A 17,351-nucleotide genomic window follows, 5' to 3' on the forward strand; every position below is an offset into this window, starting at 1 on the left:
CGGCGCACAGGAGCGGTACATCATAGAATACGCAATCGAGCGCGGTGTTGAACAACCGGCAGGAGCGGCTGCTCGACCGGCCACATCGGCAGCTCAAAGGCCGCAAATGAGAGTCCGGAGACGGCTCGCTCAGCTCAGTCATTGCGGCTCCTTATGATTGTCGGATCGGGCTGACCACTTCAGTGATGCCCGTGGCGACGCCACCTGCTCCGTCCGGGATCGCCACCCGAACGTTCAGCATCATTCCCCGATCCTCGCGATCCAGGATGTGACAGTGAAGGACGAAATCGCCCATGTACCGACGGTAACGCGATCGAGTGATGATTGTGTACCCGCCCTTGACGAACAAAGTGTCGCGCCATTCGCCCTTTAGGTTAGCATATTGTGGATCGTCCGGTTCGCCATCGACGCTCACGTTCATGTTTGAGGAATTGCGGATCGCTACGATTTGATTTGAAATGGATTGACGTGGATATGGAAGGGGTGCCGGGGCGCGCCAGCGGTCAGGGTCCACTCGTCTGCCGATCCCAGCGTCAGCATGCGAGGCGGCCCATTGGGATCGTACGGGACGCTGTTGACCTGGAATCCTCGTGCGCGGTAGCCGTCCTCCGACGCGCGTCAGGCCATCGCTTGCTATCGCAATCGCCGCTAATTGTCTCGGCGATCCGTTGCCGCAGTTTGCGTCAGAGGGTCCGCGACGACCTGTTGAACGATCTGGGGTGGTGGCGTCACGATCCGCCTTATCCGAGCGTCCTACTGTGCAGTGACAGGATCAGGCGAGGCGAGAACCGCAACGGCACCTGCGAGCAACGCGAGGGGCCCGACGGTGACACAGCGTCCAGCGACGACCGAGGATAAGAACAATGGTCTGCGACGCATATGCATTTTCCCTTTGAGCGATCCTATCCGGATTCGATCGCCGATCAGGTTTGCTTCACCGCGATGAAGGACGCGACGTATCCTGCGGGCCCGCCCTCATGCGGCTTCGCCCGGATGACCGTCCCGACCAGCGCCGGTACTTGGCCGACACCGTTGGGCCATTCATACGCAAGGTTGGCGCGGTAATCGTATTCCCAGCCGTCTGTGTCGGTCTTCGGTCTGCCTGAGCCGACGATGGCGACGGAAAGAGGCACCGGGCCGTTGGCTGGCTGGATCGTGCCCTGCAGATCGAGACCCCCGCCTTGCCAATCGAGCGCGCCCTTCAGCGAAGTCCCGTTGATCTCGAACGTGAATACGGCCTCCGCGAAGATCAAGCGCAACGCTTTCTGCGAGTCGCCGTCTACGAGCGCGGGACGATTGTGAAAGCTTCGGTAGGTCCATTTTCCGGCCAGTACCGATACGCCGACCGCAGGCGGCGAAGCGGCTTGGACAAGCCCCGGCGTCGCGACCAAGAGTCCCGCCGCGCTCAACAACAATCTACGTCGATCCATCGAGCATCCTCCTCTTAACGGGAGCAGTAATCCGGTCCGGCTACAGGACCCCTCTACATTTCCGATACGCAGAGATGCGCCCTCTCCGTTGCCGCGTACGGTTGGTCCGAAGCGGCCGACCTCGTGATCCCGGCCACCTGCAATCCATCCATCAACGACGATTTCGACCGGCGTCCCGTCGACGTTAGCTCCTGAAACTGACGATGGTCTGTAACCGAGTATTCGGGGCAGCGCTTGCGAAGACACCCCGCCTCGCCGTGATGATCGCCGGTTGTCGACCTTTGCGAGCAGTAGGTCCTTCTCCACAGAGCGCCCTGTCCCTGGCCGAATCGCGACAAGAAACGCGGGACCATGGACGACCCGGCGCGTCAAGCCGTCCGCCATGACGTTCTTCCGGGATGCATAACCGACACGGGATCACATGTTAACGAATGCGATCTCGACCGCGCCCGGCCGTATGGTGCCATCCGGCCCGTTGGGCTTGACGGGCACGGGAACGAACTGAAGGCCGATCTTGCCAGACGGAGGCGGCCCGTTGGCGCTGCATCGCGCTGGTCAGGTCGGGAGAACGGACGAGGGCAGCTGCCGCGCCCAAAACACCCGCCAGAACGAGGCGCCCGGTCGAGGTACCGGACTTCTTACCTTTCGAAACGGCGCTCATTTGATCTTCCCGCCAGCGTCCTTACAAGCTTGAACAGGCTTGGAGCGCGTGCAATCGGCCAGAGAAGTTCGCGCCAATCAACTACAAGAACTTGCAGGTGACGGAAAATCAACCATCAGCTTTGAGCGTCTTTAAACCACGTATCTGTAGATGACAGTGCGTAGCCACTGTGGACGTCGCGACAGCTATCCTTGTGCGCAAGTTGTGCTTGTCGCCGCCCCTGGATTCGCTCACCACGATATTCTGACATTGCCGAATGTCCTTCAGCGCTAGTTCTGCCGGTACTTTGCCCGGTCTGGATTTCTGCTTCATCTTCGCTCCTGCTGCTGCGATGAACCAGAACTCTTCCCTCCGCAAAACCTTCAATTTGTCTCACATGCTAACGGCGAACACGCACGAGAGGCTGCGAGAGGGCGCAGACAACCATCAGCCGAGTACCTTGGCCGGGCCGTCACCACCGGCGATGCGGAAAGAAAGCGCGGCCCAACCTTCCATTATCGCCTCGCGCCACAGTTCACGCTCCGCTACGGAGCATATTGTGCCTTTGTGGATAGCAGCCAAGAGAAGTCGGCGGACAACTGTCCGCCCGTCTTCTTGCTGCCGGTCTGCGGCGTGATAACGCCCGCGGAGAAGTGGCAGCCCATGCAGCTTTCCGTCGCCATGATCTGCGTCGTTATTCCGGGCTTTGCAGGTGAACCGTTGTTGAGCGGCGTTGTCCAGATCGGCGGATTGGGAGTATAGGCCGTGATAGCGCTCCCCGGTGGCAAAGAGGCGTAATCGGACGGGCAGTTCACGTTGTTTGGAACGTTTTCCTCCTGATTGCAGGCTGGCTGATTGCTGGACTGGAAGTACGTTTCCATCGTTATGTTCGTCAGGAATACCGGTGTCGGCTGGCCACCCGGCTTGTTGCTCACGGCCTGACTGAGGCCGCTATTCCAGGCCGAAGGCTTAGATGACGGATCGGTCGGGCCATTGCGTGTCGACCAGCTCATAGTATTGCCAGACCGATCCCAGCTTTGCCAATACGGCCTGCGCCTCTCGGTTCAAGGCGACCTTGTCAGACGGTATCGAAATGGTTCGCGAAGCCTGGACGGGTATCCGCGGATAAAGCCTGGATCTTGGGATCCAGCTGCGGCTGAACATTGACGGTGCACAGCGGGCAGTCAGGATCAAAGAAGGATGGACGCAGGTTGGGATGCGCCACTCGGTCGACGTCGAGATTATCGATCTGCTCAAACGTTGCCCAGATCCATTGCGGCGAGGTTTCGCTTTTATGCCCGATATGCATGCCGACGAGTCCGACCTGAACCGTCTTCTTCACCGGCCTGCCGTCGTCGCCATTCGTGTCACGTTTCGCACCATCATGGAGGCGCTGGCGCGCCGCGGACTTGTCGTCGCGGGCCGCTCGACGGACGTGGACCGACGGGTCACACGTTGCGGGACATTATGGACCGCACCGAGACACTTACCCGGCTGTGCGGTCGAGCGGGCCTATGTCGACAAGGGCTGCTGCTACCGCTTTCGGCGAAATCCTGGAATGAGTAGCGTTGCTCAACTGCGCTTTGTTATTTTTGGTTTAGGTCTGCTTCGGCCGCGTTGCGGAGGCGCACTTGCTCCGGCGGAATCTGACCGTGCTTCCAATGCGCTCACCGTCATTTCGATCTTCTTCAAGTAAGCCATCGTAGAACGTAGAATTGCAGTCTCAAGGATCATATAAAACGGAAATTTTAAATCGATAATCGGTCGCTTTTTTCCGTCGATCCACTCCACAAAGTCACCTGTATGCGACCTGCAACAGGGAACGCCCGACAGGTTGCCTGATTCAGCATCACGCGCACAACGCGAAGTCATCGCTAAGTTGTGAATATGGTTAAAGTTCCTAGGGATTGCCTCGAGCTTGCGCCTCGCTGAGGTATCCTGGTCCTTTCAAGCTGGGCTAACGTCTTGATAAGTGGCCGCTGGAATAATACTCTGGCGCCGTTGCACAATTGACCAGGTCGTACACGGTCGGCGTCTGCACCGGCAGATCAGCCGGCTTCGCTCCGGTCCTCGCCGGCGCCCGCCCTCAGTCAAATCGGCCGCCAAATGAACGCGCTGCTCAGCTTTACATTTCTGGATCTGAAATGCGGGTCAGCATCTTAACGCGCGAGCCCGCCCGTTCGAAGATCGGCTCCCAAAAGGCGTAGGCTTTCTCGGCGAAACTCGCGCTCACGGTGAACTTCGTGACCGCCCCTCGATATGCGGCCTGTCGCCCGCAGCCCTGTCCCTTGACAAGGTGCCAGATGAATTGAGCGACCTGGCGCGTGTACGTGCTTGGACGACCTCGGTGGTTGGGTACGATCTCAAGCCGCATGGTCCCGGTGTCGCGCGTCTCCGGTTCGGTGATGTTGGCGAGCCAGATGAAGACTGATGGATCAATGCTCGCGGCATAGCCGTCGCGCTTGAGCTGCTGATTGATCATAAAGAACGCGCTGGCGGCTTCTCTGAAGCATTCGCTCAGGATGAAGTTCGCCTCATTCTGCAGCTTGCCGCTCCGAAGATCGTCCAGCAATCTGACCGCCTCGTCAGTGAGCCGCCGCATGTATCGTGGTTCCGGCTGCCCTGCGCTGTCGGCTGATGGTTCCTTCTGCACAATCAATTCGACCGCATCCGCGCGGCACTCTGTTACGGCTTTTTTAGGAACGGTCAAGAAAGCGTTTTCAAGAATGGGACCGACTTTTGACGCCGCTTCACCTTCCACCCGGGTCTCGGGGAGGTCCGTTGCACGGTCCAGCGCAATATCCAGTCCGGCTCTGATGCTTTCAGAAGCTCTGTCTTGATCGTCATTGGAAATCGCCACCATCATCTCGATGGCAGTGTCGGAATCCAGGAGTTCGTCCTCGCGCGGCGCCGCAAAGGGACTCGGAGCCGTCGCTTGCCTTGCAAAGATTGTTTGATCAGACGTATTCGCGCCGGTGTGCTCCCATTGCGGATTGGAAGCAGCAGTCCCGCCGGACAACACAAATATGCCATCGTCAACGGCTCGGCTCGCGGCCGCGGTAAGCTCCACGAGCGAGCGTCGCGAGCTATGACGGAAACTGGGTGATGACGGGTTGAGAAAGGCGGCGTATCGAGGCGGGTGATGAAGCCTGCCAGCAACCTCCAAAGGAGCGATACGCCGTGACCGAGACTACCAATGTTTTTCCTCTGCGTCAGCCCGATCAGATTGCTGATCCACTGACGGATATTCTGCGTGCCGGAGCTCGCGAACTGATCGCCCGCGCTGTCGAGATTGAGTTCACTACATTCCTGGAAACGACGAAGCATCTGGCGCTGCCGGATGGTCGGGCGCGCGTGGTGCGGCATGGATATGGGCCGGCGCGCGAAATTGCCACCGGCATCGGCCCTGTCGTGATCGCCCGTCCGAAGGCCCGCGACCGTGGAGCAAGCGGGCCAGGCGACAGGATCCGGTTTCATTCGACGATCCTGCCGCTCTGGGCCCGCCGGACGAAGAGCTTGGACGCGTTGATCCCCGTGCTCTATTTGCGGGGAATCTCGACCAGCGACTTCCAGGAGGCGCTTTCGGCCTTGCTCGGCAAGGACGCGCCGAACTTGTCGCCGCCGGTCATCGCTGGCCTGAAGAAGGACTGGCAGGCCGAATACGAACGTTGGCAAAAGCGCGACTTGTCGGCGCGGCGGTACGTTTATATCTGGGCGGATGGCGTCTATCTGCAGGCTCGCATGGAGGACCATGCCGAATGCATCCTGGTGTTGATAGGCGCCACGCCTGAAGGAAAGAAGGAATTGATCGGCTTCCAGGTCGGGGTACGCGAGAGCGCACAAAGTTGGCGAGAATTGCTGATCGATCTGCGCAAGCGCGGCTTGCAGATCGGGCCTCAGCTTGCTGTCGGCGACGGCGCTCTCGGCTTCTGGCGGGCGCTCGATGAAATCTTCCCCGGCACGCAACATCAGCGATGTTGGCTGCACAAGGTGAACAACGTGCTCGACAAGGTCGCCAAGTCCGTGCAGCCGGCAATAAAGAGTGATCTGCGTGACATCTACCTGGCGCCGAACCGGGCGGCCGCTGAAACAGCGATTGATATCTTTGTCGAGAAGTACGGCGTCAAATACAAGCCGGCCGTTGAATGCCTGATCAAGGATCGCTCGGCTATGTTGGCGTTTTATGATTTCCCTGCCGAGCACTGGTCGCATCTGCGCACGTCGAATCCAATCGAGAGCGTCTTCTGCCACGGTCAGGCACCGGACTGTGCGAACGAAGGGAGCGTTATCGCCACACACAGCAAAGTTGATGGTCTTCAAGCTGGTCGGCGCCGCATCTAAAACCTTGCGACGGTTGAAGGGCACAAATCAGTTGCCGAAGGTGATATCCGGGGTAAAGTTTGCGGACGGAATCGAAGTCGTTCCGACCGCTGAAGTCCGCGCCGCCTGATCGGACCGCGTCACCCAAAATCCGTCATAGCTCCAACCCGGCCTGCCATTGCCATTGGCCAGGATGCCCATTTCTCCGTCTCCCGCATTGCCGGCATCATTGGTATCGGCCAAAATCAAGTGATACGCCTGCCTCTGAACGACCGTCGGCAGATCTGCCCGGAACGGGCGGCAGCGACTTTGGACGAGGCGGCGACCCAGGGGCTGGATATTTTCTGCCTGATCGCCTCGGCAGGAACGACCGCGATCGGTGCTAATGATCCGTTACCTGACCTTGCGGCGTTGGCAAAGCGGCGCGGCGCTTGGCTGCATGTCGATGCGGCTCACAACGGCGCTTTTCTGGTTTCCGACCGGCTGCGGCCTCGCCTTGCGGGACTGGAGCTTGCCGATTCGTTTTGCCTGGACGCCCATAAGGCTCTGTTCGTCCCGGCCCTTTGCACATTGCTGTTCTACCGCGAGAAGGGTTTGGCGGAGACCGCGTTTCCCCAGAAGGACAGCTACGTATTTGACCCGTTGGAAGATGAAATGACGGCCGTGCAGAGCGGCGTGAAGAACTTCGAATGTACGAAGCGCCCCGCGATTCTGAACCTTTGGCTGGCTTGGTCGCTGTATGGTCCCCGCGCCTTCGCGGATAAGTTGGAGCGCCTGGTAATGATGACTGAGGCCGCCCACCAATACTTGGCCGATCAGCCGGACTTCATCGTCCCGTATCGGCCGGAATCCAATATTCTCTGCTTCGTCCATCAGCCGCTTGGCGTGTGCGGCAATCGGTTATCGAGCCTGCAACTGGAGTTGCGCAACCGCGTGCGGGCGGCTGGGCGTTACCTCTTGTCCAAGGTCGATATGGATGGACGGACAATGCTCCGCATGGTCCTCATGAATCATCGGATCGGCCTGTCCGACATCGCAGGCATGGTGGGAGAGATCCGACGCCATGCGCGCGAGATTCTTGCAAACAACGCTACACACGGCGAGCAGAACCGGCCTCAGGAATGACTATGCGCCACTTCGCCTTTTCACCCCGTGACTGCGCTCAGCACGTACTGCCGGAAACGATCTTGCATCCGTGCACCGTGGATGACGTGCTGGCTCTACCTTCTTTTCTAACCTCGCTCGTGCACGCGCAGACTGTCATCGGTTGCCGGATTGACGAATTGTCTCATGACATCCAGGCTGCCATCGTCGAGCGCAGGCTATCGCAACTCGTCTCCATCGCCCGCATCAATCCGCTGTGGCGTCGGCGCATCGATAGTGCCGTCGGGACCGGTCCGGTGGACAATTACGAGCAGTTCAAGACGCTGCCGCTTACTGATAAGGAAGCCTTTCAGCAAATGTTCACGGAAACGCGGCCAGGCATGGTCGTGCCCATCGACCGCTGCGGCTTCGAAATCGTGGCCAGCGGCGGTACCAGCTCCGGCAAGCCCTCAGAAACCGTCTATTCGCTCGACGAGCTGCAGGAGACCTACCGCTGGGCAGGGGATTTCATGGGCCGACACATTATGGCGCGCCACCTTAGTGGCCGCGGCGCCAAATGGGTGGCCACGACATTAGCCGATTATCAGATGTGGAGCAGCGGCACCATGGTGGGTGGCGTGCTCCAGAAGATCCCAAGGGTCAACTACATCGGCGCCGGTCCGACGAGCCGGGAAGTCTTCCAGCGGATGATGTCCTATCCGGGGCCGAAGGCGATAATGGGGATTACACGAAGCATTGCGCTATTGGCGAGTTTTGCCGACGGTCTAACTCGCGAGGCGAGGGATAGCTTCCGGATCGCTCTTTATGGCAGTGGAGTGCTCACTCCCAAGGTGCGGGCGGATCTCAGGCAGGCCTATCCAAGCCTGATCGTACTCAGTTACTTCGCCGCCACCCAGGCGGAAACCATCGGCCTGCAGCTAGATCCGGAAAGCCCCGTCCTGACTGCGGTACCTGGTCTCCACTTGGTGGAAGTGGTCAGGCCGGACGGGCAATGGACGGAAATAGGCGAGGAAGGTGAACTGGTAGTCACGCGCCTGTTCGGTAATGCGACCCCCGTGCTGCGCTACAAAATAGGCGATCGAGTCATCCGCCGCCCTGACTTGCAGTCGCCCGGCCTGAATGCCGTGCAATTTGAGTATGTCGGCCGCAGCGGCGATTTCATGCATATTGGCGACACGCAGTATTCGGCGCCGCAGGCCTTGGCGGCGATCACCGCCGAATTCCGCCAGCGACAGGTTCTGGACATCGATAGCGTCGCTACCGACGCGCAGTTCCAGATCGATCGCGCGAACCGGCAGCTGCACTTGGTGATCGGCACTCCGGAAGCCGCATCCCTTCCGACGCAGGTCGCCATGCGGCTGGGACCGCAAGGCTCCTCGCCCTTGATCATCGCCGGCTTGCTCCGATCGCTGTCCGTCTTCGACGCGCTGGAGGCGAACGAGACGAGTCTGCGGAGTTCGGGATACAGCTTTGCCATTCGGCTTGTAGATCCAAGGAACGCGGATTTGGTCCGCACGGCATTTGACAAGGTGCCCCTCGTTGTAGACCGCATTTGATACTTGCAAACTAGGACCGCCGCCGAGCAGGAGAGAGATAATGACGCCGCTCAATATCCGGGTTTTCGTCGACGTTATCGCCCTGGCGCTTGGCAATGCGGTCGAGGGCAACGTCTTCATGTTTGACGATGGTGTCTCTGGCGGAGAAAGCCTTGGCACCGCCAAGCTGGCCAGCTCGGTCTGGCCAGGACAACTGGTTCGCTGGAGTCTAACGCCGCTTGACGTCCAGACCATGGCTTGGCTGAGCGGCGTGTCGTTTGATGGCACTGCGCCACCGGCGACGGGCCGCCTCCTCCCTTGGGCACTGCAATGGCAGGGATACGTGCCTCCTTGGAGCGATCCGGGCTCGCGCCATTCCTACCGAATGACGCTCGTCACGGGTGGCCTGAGTGGGCGCACGATCAGCATCGCCGGCCCCTCTCTTGTGCTCTTGCCTCCCCCGCTAGGAGGGGCCTTTCGGGCTCACCCCTCGCCACCGCCTGTCGAGCGACCGCACAATCCGCTCCAATAGGAGGACTATAAGATGCAGATCTCGATTGTCACCGTTATCGATATCGATACGGCCCTGGCGGAGGGCAGTCTCGATGGAAGCGCCTATGTCATCGACAATACGGGCCCATTCGCCCAGCCGCCCCATGCCCGCGTGACGAATGTTCCCGGCGTCTATAATGCCGATGGTTCGCAGGCCATGGAGGCTGTCCTGAACTGGATCACCGTCGGTGTCGCGCAGCTGCCACCGACGCTGCCACGCAGCTATCCCCACCGCTTCAACATTGCCAACACCGCACGACGACTGCTGAGCCCCTCCGTCCGCACTCAGGAGTACATCTCCAAGATTCAGGAGCACATCTCCAAGATGCTGACTGACCCTCCGAAGCCCCTGCAGGTTCGCGACCGCGGTGCAGTTCGCACCTATGACGCACCAGTGCTGAACGCGGCCGGCAAGGTCCTGAAGCCTGATGATGCCACTACGGCGGCCAGCGTGCCTCCAGTCGTCGTGAGGATCCGCGGGGCTGCGGTGGAGGACGGTGTTCTGTATCCGGCCCTCTACGGTTCGCCCGATCCGTTGACGGATGGCTGGTACTGGAGCGCCACCGTTGATACGGCCAAGGTCGGTCGCCACGACTATACGATGGAAGTGGCGCTCTACCGCCCCGTTCAGGAGAACGGCAAGATGCTCTGGGAGCCGCGGCTCTTCACCCTGTCGTGCGGTATTCAGGTTAGTAACGTTCCGAGCGTCAACGGCTTCACTAGTGGCTTTGTGCCCGGCCTGCTGCCCATACCGCCCTCCGGACTTACCTGCGTTGAGGGAGACGCGATATGACAAAAACGATCAACATTCTACTCGTGGTGGATGTCGTCGCCGCATTGGAGGCAGATACGCTCGCTGGCTCTCTCTATATGATCGATGACAACCGCCTCGGCGGCTCGCGCAACCAGGCGACCGCCGGGCTCGCGACCTCCGTGGCCCCCGGAGACGAGATCATCTGGACGTTGTTGCCGATCGAATGCGAAAATCATGCTGCGATACGAGCGATCAAGCTGCCGGCTGAAATCTGTGAGGTTCGACGCGAAACCTATCCCGAGTCCGATGTCAGCTACTGGGTTGGTACGGTGAAGCAGCCGGTCGGCGACCTACCGTATGGCCTGACGTTGGAGCTTGGCAGCCGGATGCGGACGCTCGATAACGGTACCGACGCGCGCCTCATCGATGCCGCCCTCAACGCTTCACCGGGAGCTACCCGAACCAGGAGTTCATCCCGCATCGTCGAGGCCGCTCTCAACGCTTCCGCAGGTGTCACCCGAACCAGGAGTTCATGATGATCGTCACTCCGGCATCGCAGCGGCCCCCCAGCAGTCCAAGCTTGGCCTCCACCCAGCTGAACATCGTCACACTCATCGACGTCGCAGGAACCCTACGGACCGGCGGCCTCAGCGGGAAAACCGGGCTAATGGACAATGGCGGAGAGAGTACCGGTAAAGGCACGAACAGCTTGCGGACAGTGTGCCGCCAGGGCCAAGCCCTGAACTGGCTGGTTTATTGTACTGATATGGAAAAGCGTCCGGACGGTAGCTGGCCTCTGTTCGCGCGTATCGTGAACATCGTTTTTGTGCTGCCCGATGGCACGCCAGAGCTCCGCAAAATATGTAATGATCTCAAGATCTATGGCGGCCCGGACAAGATCCGCGGTCCGTGGACGCCCTCCTACTATTACTGGGCGGGCGCCGTCGACCTTGAGCTCGAGCCCGGGCTCTATCCCTATCGCCTCGTAGTTGAGGTCGACACAGTCGATCGAAATCGCAAATCGTACTTCAACCTGGATGGACCAGCCTTGCAGGTCATTCCTCTGAGCGCCATCCATGCAGCGAGCCAGCATGGATAAGAAGCAGCGAAGTTGTACGCGGACATACCTACCCAATCAATCGCGGACGTCCCAATCGCGTGCTGCTCTGTCGCGCGCTTCTGGGCAGCTATCGGTAACATCGAATCAAAGAAAGGTGGAACGGCGCTCGGGCCGGCGATTGCCCGATCCTTCGATTCACCTCCGAAGGGTCCAAGCGCCCGTTAGCCTGCCTACTCAGTCGGGAAAGTGAAGGGGATTATATGGGTAACGATATCTGGTGGCCTACACGTCGCAGATCCCGCGCCTACGCGGGTCGTTCCTGATCGACTGCTTTGTCCAACAATCTGAGGGAAATCTTATGAGCCAGCGCGCCGTCATCGTCATCGACATCCAAAATGAATACTTCCCAGATGGCAAGCTGCCCCTGGTTGGTATCGTGCATGCGGCCGCCAACGCAGCTAGGGTGATTCAGACCGCCCGCGCGCGTGGGGACGCGGTTATCCACGTTCAGCACGAAATGCAGGAAAGTCATCCCTCTATCTTCGCGCCGAACACCAGAGGGGTAGAGATCAATCCCATTGTCCAGCCACTAGAACGTGAGGCCTTGGTCGTCAAGCACTATCCCAACGCCTTCCGCGACACCGATCTGAAGCAGCGGCTCGATGCCGGGGGCGTTAAGGAGGTCGTGATCATCGGAGCAATGAGCCACATGTGCATCGATGCGACCAGCCGGGCAGCCGCCGATTACGGCTACAAGACCACGATCTTGCACGACGCTTGCGCCACCTGCGACCGTAAGCGGAAAAGAGACCCCGTCTGGCGCAAGGGGTGAGCAATCGGCTATCGGCTGCTGAGTTTGTGAGCCGATGTGAGCTTCTATGTCTGCGCCTAGTTCTGGAACTAGAACCTTCCATATGATCGAAGCGGTCGCCGACCGTCTTGAGGGAGCGCCGCGGCAGCTTCGTCGACGCTGGTCGGACGAGTTCAAGGCGCAAATTGTGACAGAGGCGCTGGAGCCTGGCGCGAGCGTATCGGCGATCGCTCGTCGGATCGGCATTCACCCGTCGCAGCTGTTCGCGTGGCGCCGTGACGCTCGGGCGGAACGACATTATCGCGAGCGGCACTCGAGTTGCGGGGGTGAGATGGCGTCTGTGTCAGGCGCGGTGATCGAAATTGCCATTGGCGAGGTGATCGTGCGCGCCGGCGTGGACGTCGACGAGGCGCAGCTACAGCGGGTGATCCGGGCGGTACGTTCGGCATGATCCCCTCCGGCGTGAAGGTGTTCCTGGCCAGCCATCCCGTCGACTTCCGCAAGGGTATCGATGGGCTTGTTGCGCTGGTGCGCGATGCGGGCTCAGATCCGTTCGACGGTGCGCTTTATGTGTTCCGGGCCAAAAGAGCCGACAGAATCAAGATCGTATGGTGGGATGGCTCCGGCGTGTGCCTCTATTTAAAACGTCTCGAGAAGGCGAGGTTCTGCTGGCCGCGGATCGGACATCATCGGGTACAGATGAACCCCGCGCAGTTGATGGCACTGGTGGATGGGATGGACTGGAAGCGGGTCCGGACCGTGGCGGTCAAGCGGCCGGAGATTGTTGGGTAAAAGCACTGCGGCGAAGTGAATCAGCGGCCTGAAAGGGCAAGAGAAACGGAGCAAAATGTGCTCTGGTCGGGTCAATGACGCCGCCTGATCTTAGTCTCCCGAATGACGTAGAGACGCTGAAGGCCATGGTTCTTGCCATGGCCGAGAAAGCGGCCCGCGCCGATGCTCTGGAGAGCGAGGTCGCCGATCTCAAGGCCCGCAGCGCCGATGCCGATGCGCGCATCGAGCGGCTGACGCAGATCCTGAAGGCCTTCGACCGCGCCCGGTTCGGCCGACGATCGGAAAAGCTCGGCTCGGCGAACGGCGACGATGAACAGCAGGCCTTCGTCTTCGAGGAGATCGAGACCGGCATCGCTGCGATCAAGGCCCAGGTCGGCAAGGGCCGTGCGCAGGCGGATGGCACGCGTGCACCGCGTCGGCGCAAGGGCTTTGCGCCCCATCTGGAACGGATCGAAACTGTCATTGAGCCGCACGAGCTGGCTGAGCATGCAGGCAAGCAGAAGGTGCTGATCGGCGAGGACGTGTCGGAGCGCCTGGATGTGGTGCCGGCGAAGTTCCGTGTGATCGTCACGCGCCGTCCCAAGTATGCCTTCAAGAACGCGGACGGCGTCATCCAGGCGCCGGCCCCGGCCCATATCATTGAAGGAGGCATTCCGACGGAAGCGCTTCTGGCCCAGATCGCCGTCGCCAAATATGCCGATGGCCTGCCGCTCTACCGGCAGGAGGCTATCTACGCCCGCGATCATGTCGAGTTGGACCGCCAGCTGATGGCACAATGGATGGGCAAGCTCGGCTTCGAGCTCGAGATCATGGCCGACTACATCTTCAGCGAGGTCAAGAAGGCCGAACGGGTCTTTGCCGACGAAACCACTTTGCCGACGCTCGCTCCGGGCTCCGGATCGACAAAGACGGCCTACTTATGGGCCTATGCCCGAGATGACCGAACCTTTGGCCGCAACGGTCCGCCGATGGTGGCTTATCGCTTCGAAGACAGCCGCGCCAGCGAATGCGCGGTCCGACACCTCAATGGTTATCGCGGCATCCTGCAGGTGGATGGCTATGCCGCCTATAACAAGCTCGCGCGATCCGATCGCGGCAATGATGGCATCACCTTGGCTGGCTGCTGGTCACACTGCAGGCGCAAGTTCTACGAGCTGCATGTTGCTGGGAGCTCAGAAGTGGCAACGGCGACGGTCGAGCGGATGGCGAAGCTCTGGCAGGTCGAGAAAACCGTGCGCGGTCAAAGCCCCGACGCTCGCGTTGCCGCGCGCCAGCAAGCCTCCGCGGCGATCGTCACAGATCTCTTCGATCTCTGGCAGCAGACCTTGCGGCGGATCTCCGGCAAATCAAAATTGGCCGAGGCGATCCGTTATGCCGTCTCGCGCCGTGCCATCTTCGAACGCTTCCTGACCGATGGCCGCATCGAGCTCGGTAGAGTCGACGACTGGCGCGGTGACCGTAGGTCGCGAGGCTTTACTGGTCCGGCGGCTTTCGCCAGTTGCCGGTGTCGCAGTTCGCGCCATAGTTCCGTTTCCAGTCGCCGCTCGTCAAACCGGGCATGCAGATTTCCCGCACCCGGCTTTCACTTGTCTCATCAGGCCTTCGCGCTCGATCGGTCGTTACGACGAGTCGGGACGCGGAAGAGTTTGAGAGTATCATGCAGGTAATCCTGCGGATACTCTTTGAAGCCCCTGCCACGTTTTCCTGCTCGCTGCATCAACCAGTGCCGCAGACGCCTATCGACGTATTGCCTGATGAAGTCATAGGTCTTCATGACAGGACCTTGGTCGAAGTAGCCGCACCAGCCACGAAGAAGGCGACTGATGACGACGACAGTGTTCTCCGGTGTGTCCGGGTACCACTGCGGCGTCGTGCGTTCGTGGATTCGTCGGAGCAATCTCATGACCGCCTTCTTGGACGGACGCGTGCCGATGAAGGCTTGTCCATCCTTTCCGTAGAACCGCCCGATCGTGTAGCCGAGGAATGTGAATCGTTCCGTCGGCAGTAGAGCGATGCGGGTCTTGGTCTCGTTCACCTCCAGCCCGAGCCTGTTCATCAGTACCGTCATTCGCTTCATCGCCGCCTCGGCTTGGCCGGGGCGGCAGCAGATCACGAGATCGTCGGCATAGTTGACGACGTAGGCGTCGAGTTGTTCTTGGTGTCCGTGGTCGCGCCAGGCCAGCAGGAAGCGTCGGAAGTAGATGTTCGCCAGCAATGGACTCAGAGGAGAGCCTTGCGGGGTCCCTTTCTTAAACTTCCGCGCATCTGCCGTCCGTATCGTCCGTCTTCCGCTCTGTTCGATCACCGGAGCTATCAACCAGCCCTTGATGGTCGAGAGGAGTCGTCCGTCGGCGATCCGTCGTGTCAGGCATCGCATCAGCGGACCGTGTGGAATCGACGTAAAATAGTCGCGTAGATCTGCATCGACTACCTCGCGGCGTCCCCGGTCCTTGATATGCCAGAACACACGGCGCACGGCCATCTTGGCGTCCAGCTTCGGACGAAATCCATACTGGTTGTCCAGCAGGTCCGCGTCGAAGATGGGACCGATCACTAAGACCGTGGCCATCATGACGAGTCTGTCACGAATGCACGGGATTCCGAGTGGTCGGCGTCCGCCATTGCTCTTTGGTATCCATACTCTCAGAAGGGGGTTGGGACGGTAGGTGCCGTCCTTCAGCTCCTGTCTGACACTTTCCAACCACTGCTGCTGTCCCTCGGTTTCGATCTGTTCGAATGTTATGCCGTCCACCCCGGGAGCGCCGTCGTTTTCACGACACCTTTGGTAAGCTTCTTCCATGACATCCGGTCGGCAGATTTTGTCCCACAGGGAGTAGAAGCGGTATGCCGGTTCGGTCTTAGCTTTCGCCTGTAGCGAGCTCTGCAGCTTCTGAACGCTTAGTTCCGGTGTTGCTAGACTCATCGTCAATCGCCGTGTTCTCCGCTTCGTTCTCGCTTGATACAAGTCAGGGTCCCTTCCCTCTTCCGGCGTTACCCGGTGTCATAGGTAGTACGGACCCATCCGCCATCTGCCGCCGCCGACGCTGGCCCTCACGGGTTCGTCGTTGTCCGGACTCATCATCCTTCGTCGGCAGCAGACTTCCCTTGTTGCCCACTGTCCATGTCCCGCGCGTGCTGCCACCACTACTCCGGTGGGATCCTGGGGTGCTTTTCTCGCTCGCTTCCCCCCGGACGCCGGCCTTCCCCGTTAGAATGGCGGGTCGGCTCCCACGATGACGCTTTCGGAGCCTGCTCAGTGTTGACTCGCAAGTTGCGGCCCGCGCGGACCGATGACCCCCAGAAGGGGCCTTTTCTCAGAGTGCTTCAGGTCATTCGTCGCCTCCTGACCCGCTCCGAGTACTTCCGGCTGGAGCGAGAGTTTGCCGGCCTGGACTTTCACCAGGGAGAACAGTGCGCCTTGGCAAGGCACACACTCCAACATCGTCGAACGCGCCATCCGGCCACAAACAATCACGAGAAAGAATAGCCTCTTCGCGGGCAGCGACGGCGGCGGACGAACCTGGGCAACCATCGCAACGCTGCTGCAGACGGCGAAAATGAACAACGTCGATCCGTTCGCCTGGCTTGCCCTAACACTTCAGCGTATCGCCAACGGCTGGCCGAGCAGCGAAATCGACGCGCTTATGCCATGGAACCACGCCGCCTAACGGCCTCAGCTTGCCGCTTACCTGCGACCTTCCATTCGGTGGCATAATCGTGCCCGCTGTGCAGGTTCATGCGGCCTTTATGGCGGCCCTTGGCTTGGCCTATGGCACGGTCACGACGACCAGTGACTATCTAGCAGCCTGATGCCGTTGCGGCCTCGGCTAACAATAGTCACGTGAAACCTAAGGTTCGCTAAAGTCTGCTGGCCTCCAGGCAGAAGCATTTTACAGAAGCCAAATCTGATCTGCGGGCGAGCGATATACCCGCCGCGGCGATCGCGTTCGCCCACTTAAGGAGATCGTGTTGCGTACCAACCCCAAACGCGACCCGCGCGCGCCCGCCGCTCGCTCCTGTGAGACGTATGTCGCCCGCGCCAAGTGGACTGCCCGGCGTCGCGCAGCCTCGCACGAGCGGTTGCTTCAGCTTGCTGCGCCTCTTCCGTGCGGCAAGCTGCGTGGAAGCTGTGAAGAGGGCTTTGGAGAACGCCACCAAGTCACACGCAGGCAATGGTGTGAGGGGAGACCGCAACCACTCCTAATTGGCCGATCGGTGCCTATGGATAGGCCGCCGCTTCGAAAACAGAAGTTATCTTCGAAGGGCCAGCACTCACAATCGCCTGAGGAGGCGCGCTGCGATGGACAGGCTCAAATCACACCGGCTTTCCAAGCCGCTCTTCGGTCTGCCGCC

At 60.1% G+C, this 17,351-nt stretch carries 17 protein-coding genes and 3 pseudogenes; 12 read left to right on the forward strand and 8 right to left on the reverse strand.

Translation table 11 applies throughout. The features are described 5' to 3' along the window. Nucleotides 1–151: 151 nt before the first annotated feature. The 6 genes from ACVWY5_RS00140 to ACVWY5_RS00165 all read right to left on the reverse strand — a co-directional run bounded on the left by ACVWY5_RS00140 (nucleotide 152) and on the right by ACVWY5_RS00165 (nucleotide 5,140). A complete protein-coding gene (locus ACVWY5_RS00140; RefSeq protein WP_028337913.1) occupies nucleotides 152–421 on the reverse strand; it encodes a multicopper oxidase domain-containing protein in 270 nt (89 codons plus the stop codon). Nucleotides 422–441: 20 nt separating this feature from the next. Further along, complete coding sequence (locus ACVWY5_RS00145) at nucleotides 442–540, reverse strand: hypothetical protein (protein ID WP_321177183.1); 99 nt, start codon at nucleotides 538–540, stop codon at nucleotides 442–444. A gap of 383 nt (nucleotides 541–923) precedes the next feature. Further along, the gene (locus ACVWY5_RS00150) at nucleotides 924–1,391 is read right to left on the reverse strand and encodes a hypothetical protein (RefSeq protein ID WP_321177184.1); all 468 of its coding nucleotides are present in this window, start codon (nucleotides 1,389–1,391) and stop codon (nucleotides 924–926) included. A 1,224-nt stretch (nucleotides 1,392–2,615) separates the two neighbouring features. Further along, complete coding sequence (locus tag ACVWY5_RS00155) at nucleotides 2,616–3,083, reverse strand: hypothetical protein (protein WP_321177185.1); 468 nt, start codon at nucleotides 3,081–3,083, stop codon at nucleotides 2,616–2,618. Between the two features lie 65 nt (nucleotides 3,084–3,148). After that, complete coding sequence (locus tag ACVWY5_RS00160; protein WP_028337916.1) at nucleotides 3,149–3,412, reverse strand: hypothetical protein; 264 nt, start codon at nucleotides 3,410–3,412, stop codon at nucleotides 3,149–3,151. A 783-nt stretch (nucleotides 3,413–4,195) separates the two neighbouring features. Further along, nucleotides 4,196–5,140: a hypothetical protein gene (locus ACVWY5_RS00165; protein WP_321177186.1), complete on the reverse strand. Its 945-nt coding sequence runs from the start codon at nucleotides 5,138–5,140 to the stop codon at nucleotides 4,196–4,198. A 110-nt stretch (nucleotides 5,141–5,250) separates the two neighbouring features. Between ACVWY5_RS00165 and ACVWY5_RS00170 the strand changes: the two are divergent. After that, a pseudogene (locus ACVWY5_RS00170) lies at nucleotides 5,251–6,520 on the forward strand (IS256 family transposase). Here the strand turns inward: ACVWY5_RS00170 and ACVWY5_RS00175 are convergent. Further along, nucleotides 6,439–6,639, reverse strand: a complete 201-nt coding sequence (locus tag ACVWY5_RS00175) for a hypothetical protein (protein WP_321177249.1) — start codon at nucleotides 6,637–6,639, stop codon at nucleotides 6,439–6,441. The pseudogene ACVWY5_RS00170 and the gene ACVWY5_RS00175 overlap by 82 nt on opposite strands. Between ACVWY5_RS00175 and ACVWY5_RS00180 the strand changes: the two genes are divergently transcribed. The 10 genes and pseudogenes from ACVWY5_RS00180 to tnpC form a co-directional block, all read left to right on the forward strand. Then, nucleotides 6,607–7,515, forward strand: a complete 909-nt coding sequence (locus ACVWY5_RS00180) for a pyridoxal-dependent decarboxylase (protein WP_321177247.1) — start codon at nucleotides 6,607–6,609, stop codon at nucleotides 7,513–7,515. The two genes, ACVWY5_RS00175 and ACVWY5_RS00180, sit on opposite strands and share 33 nt — an antisense overlap. Nucleotides 7,516–7,517: 2 nt before the next feature. Further along, a complete protein-coding gene (locus ACVWY5_RS00185) occupies nucleotides 7,518–9,050 on the forward strand; it encodes a phenylacetate--CoA ligase family protein (protein WP_038378166.1) in 1,533 nt (510 codons plus the stop codon). A 40-nt stretch (nucleotides 9,051–9,090) separates the two neighbouring features. Further along, nucleotides 9,091–9,561, forward strand: a complete 471-nt coding sequence (locus ACVWY5_RS00190; RefSeq protein ID WP_028338234.1) for a hypothetical protein — start codon at nucleotides 9,091–9,093, stop codon at nucleotides 9,559–9,561. Nucleotides 9,562–9,573: 12 nt separating this feature from the next. Next, nucleotides 9,574–10,374 carry a hypothetical protein gene (locus ACVWY5_RS00195; RefSeq protein ID WP_028338235.1) on the forward strand — a complete coding sequence of 267 codons (801 nt, stop codon included), beginning with the start codon at nucleotides 9,574–9,576 and terminating at the stop codon, nucleotides 10,372–10,374. Continuing rightward, the gene (locus tag ACVWY5_RS00200) at nucleotides 10,371–10,871 is read left to right on the forward strand and encodes a hypothetical protein (RefSeq protein ID WP_038378167.1); all 501 of its coding nucleotides are present in this window, start codon (nucleotides 10,371–10,373) and stop codon (nucleotides 10,869–10,871) included. Before ACVWY5_RS00195 ends, ACVWY5_RS00200 begins: the two co-directional genes overlap by 4 nt. Beyond that, entirely contained in the window at nucleotides 10,868–11,434 is a 567-nt protein-coding gene (locus ACVWY5_RS00205; RefSeq protein ID WP_028338236.1) for a hypothetical protein, read from the forward strand. Before ACVWY5_RS00200 ends, ACVWY5_RS00205 begins: the two co-directional genes overlap by 4 nt. Nucleotides 11,435–11,672: 238 nt before the next feature. After that, nucleotides 11,673–12,227, forward strand: a complete 555-nt coding sequence (locus tag ACVWY5_RS00210) for a cysteine hydrolase family protein (RefSeq protein ID WP_051376442.1) — start codon at nucleotides 11,673–11,675, stop codon at nucleotides 12,225–12,227. Between the two features lie 82 nt (nucleotides 12,228–12,309). Continuing rightward, a complete protein-coding gene (locus ACVWY5_RS00215; protein ID WP_028352414.1) occupies nucleotides 12,310–12,657 on the forward strand; it encodes a transposase in 348 nt (115 codons plus the stop codon). Beyond that, complete coding sequence (tnpB, locus tag ACVWY5_RS00220) at nucleotides 12,654–12,998, forward strand: IS66 family insertion sequence element accessory protein TnpB (protein WP_028338262.1); 345 nt, start codon at nucleotides 12,654–12,656, stop codon at nucleotides 12,996–12,998. The genes ACVWY5_RS00215 and tnpB overlap by 4 nt, the downstream gene beginning before the upstream one ends. A gap of 74 nt (nucleotides 12,999–13,072) precedes the next feature. Then, nucleotides 13,073–14,428: pseudogene (tnpC, locus tag ACVWY5_RS00225) on the forward strand (IS66 family transposase); the annotation flags it as partial. 164 nt (nucleotides 14,429–14,592) lie between these two features. Here tnpC and ltrA read toward each other — a convergent pair. After that, on the reverse strand, nucleotides 14,593–15,921 hold the full coding sequence (ltrA, locus tag ACVWY5_RS00230; RefSeq protein WP_028338260.1) for a group II intron reverse transcriptase/maturase: 1,329 nt from the start codon (nucleotides 15,919–15,921) through the stop codon (nucleotides 14,593–14,595). A 511-nt stretch (nucleotides 15,922–16,432) separates the two neighbouring features. Between ltrA and ACVWY5_RS00235 the strand changes: the two are divergent. Beyond that, nucleotides 16,433–16,666, forward strand: a pseudogene (locus ACVWY5_RS00235) (transposase domain-containing protein); the annotation flags it as partial. Between the last annotated feature and the right edge of the window lie 685 nt (nucleotides 16,667–17,351).

The organism is Bradyrhizobium sp. USDA 3256 (assembly GCF_054058275.1).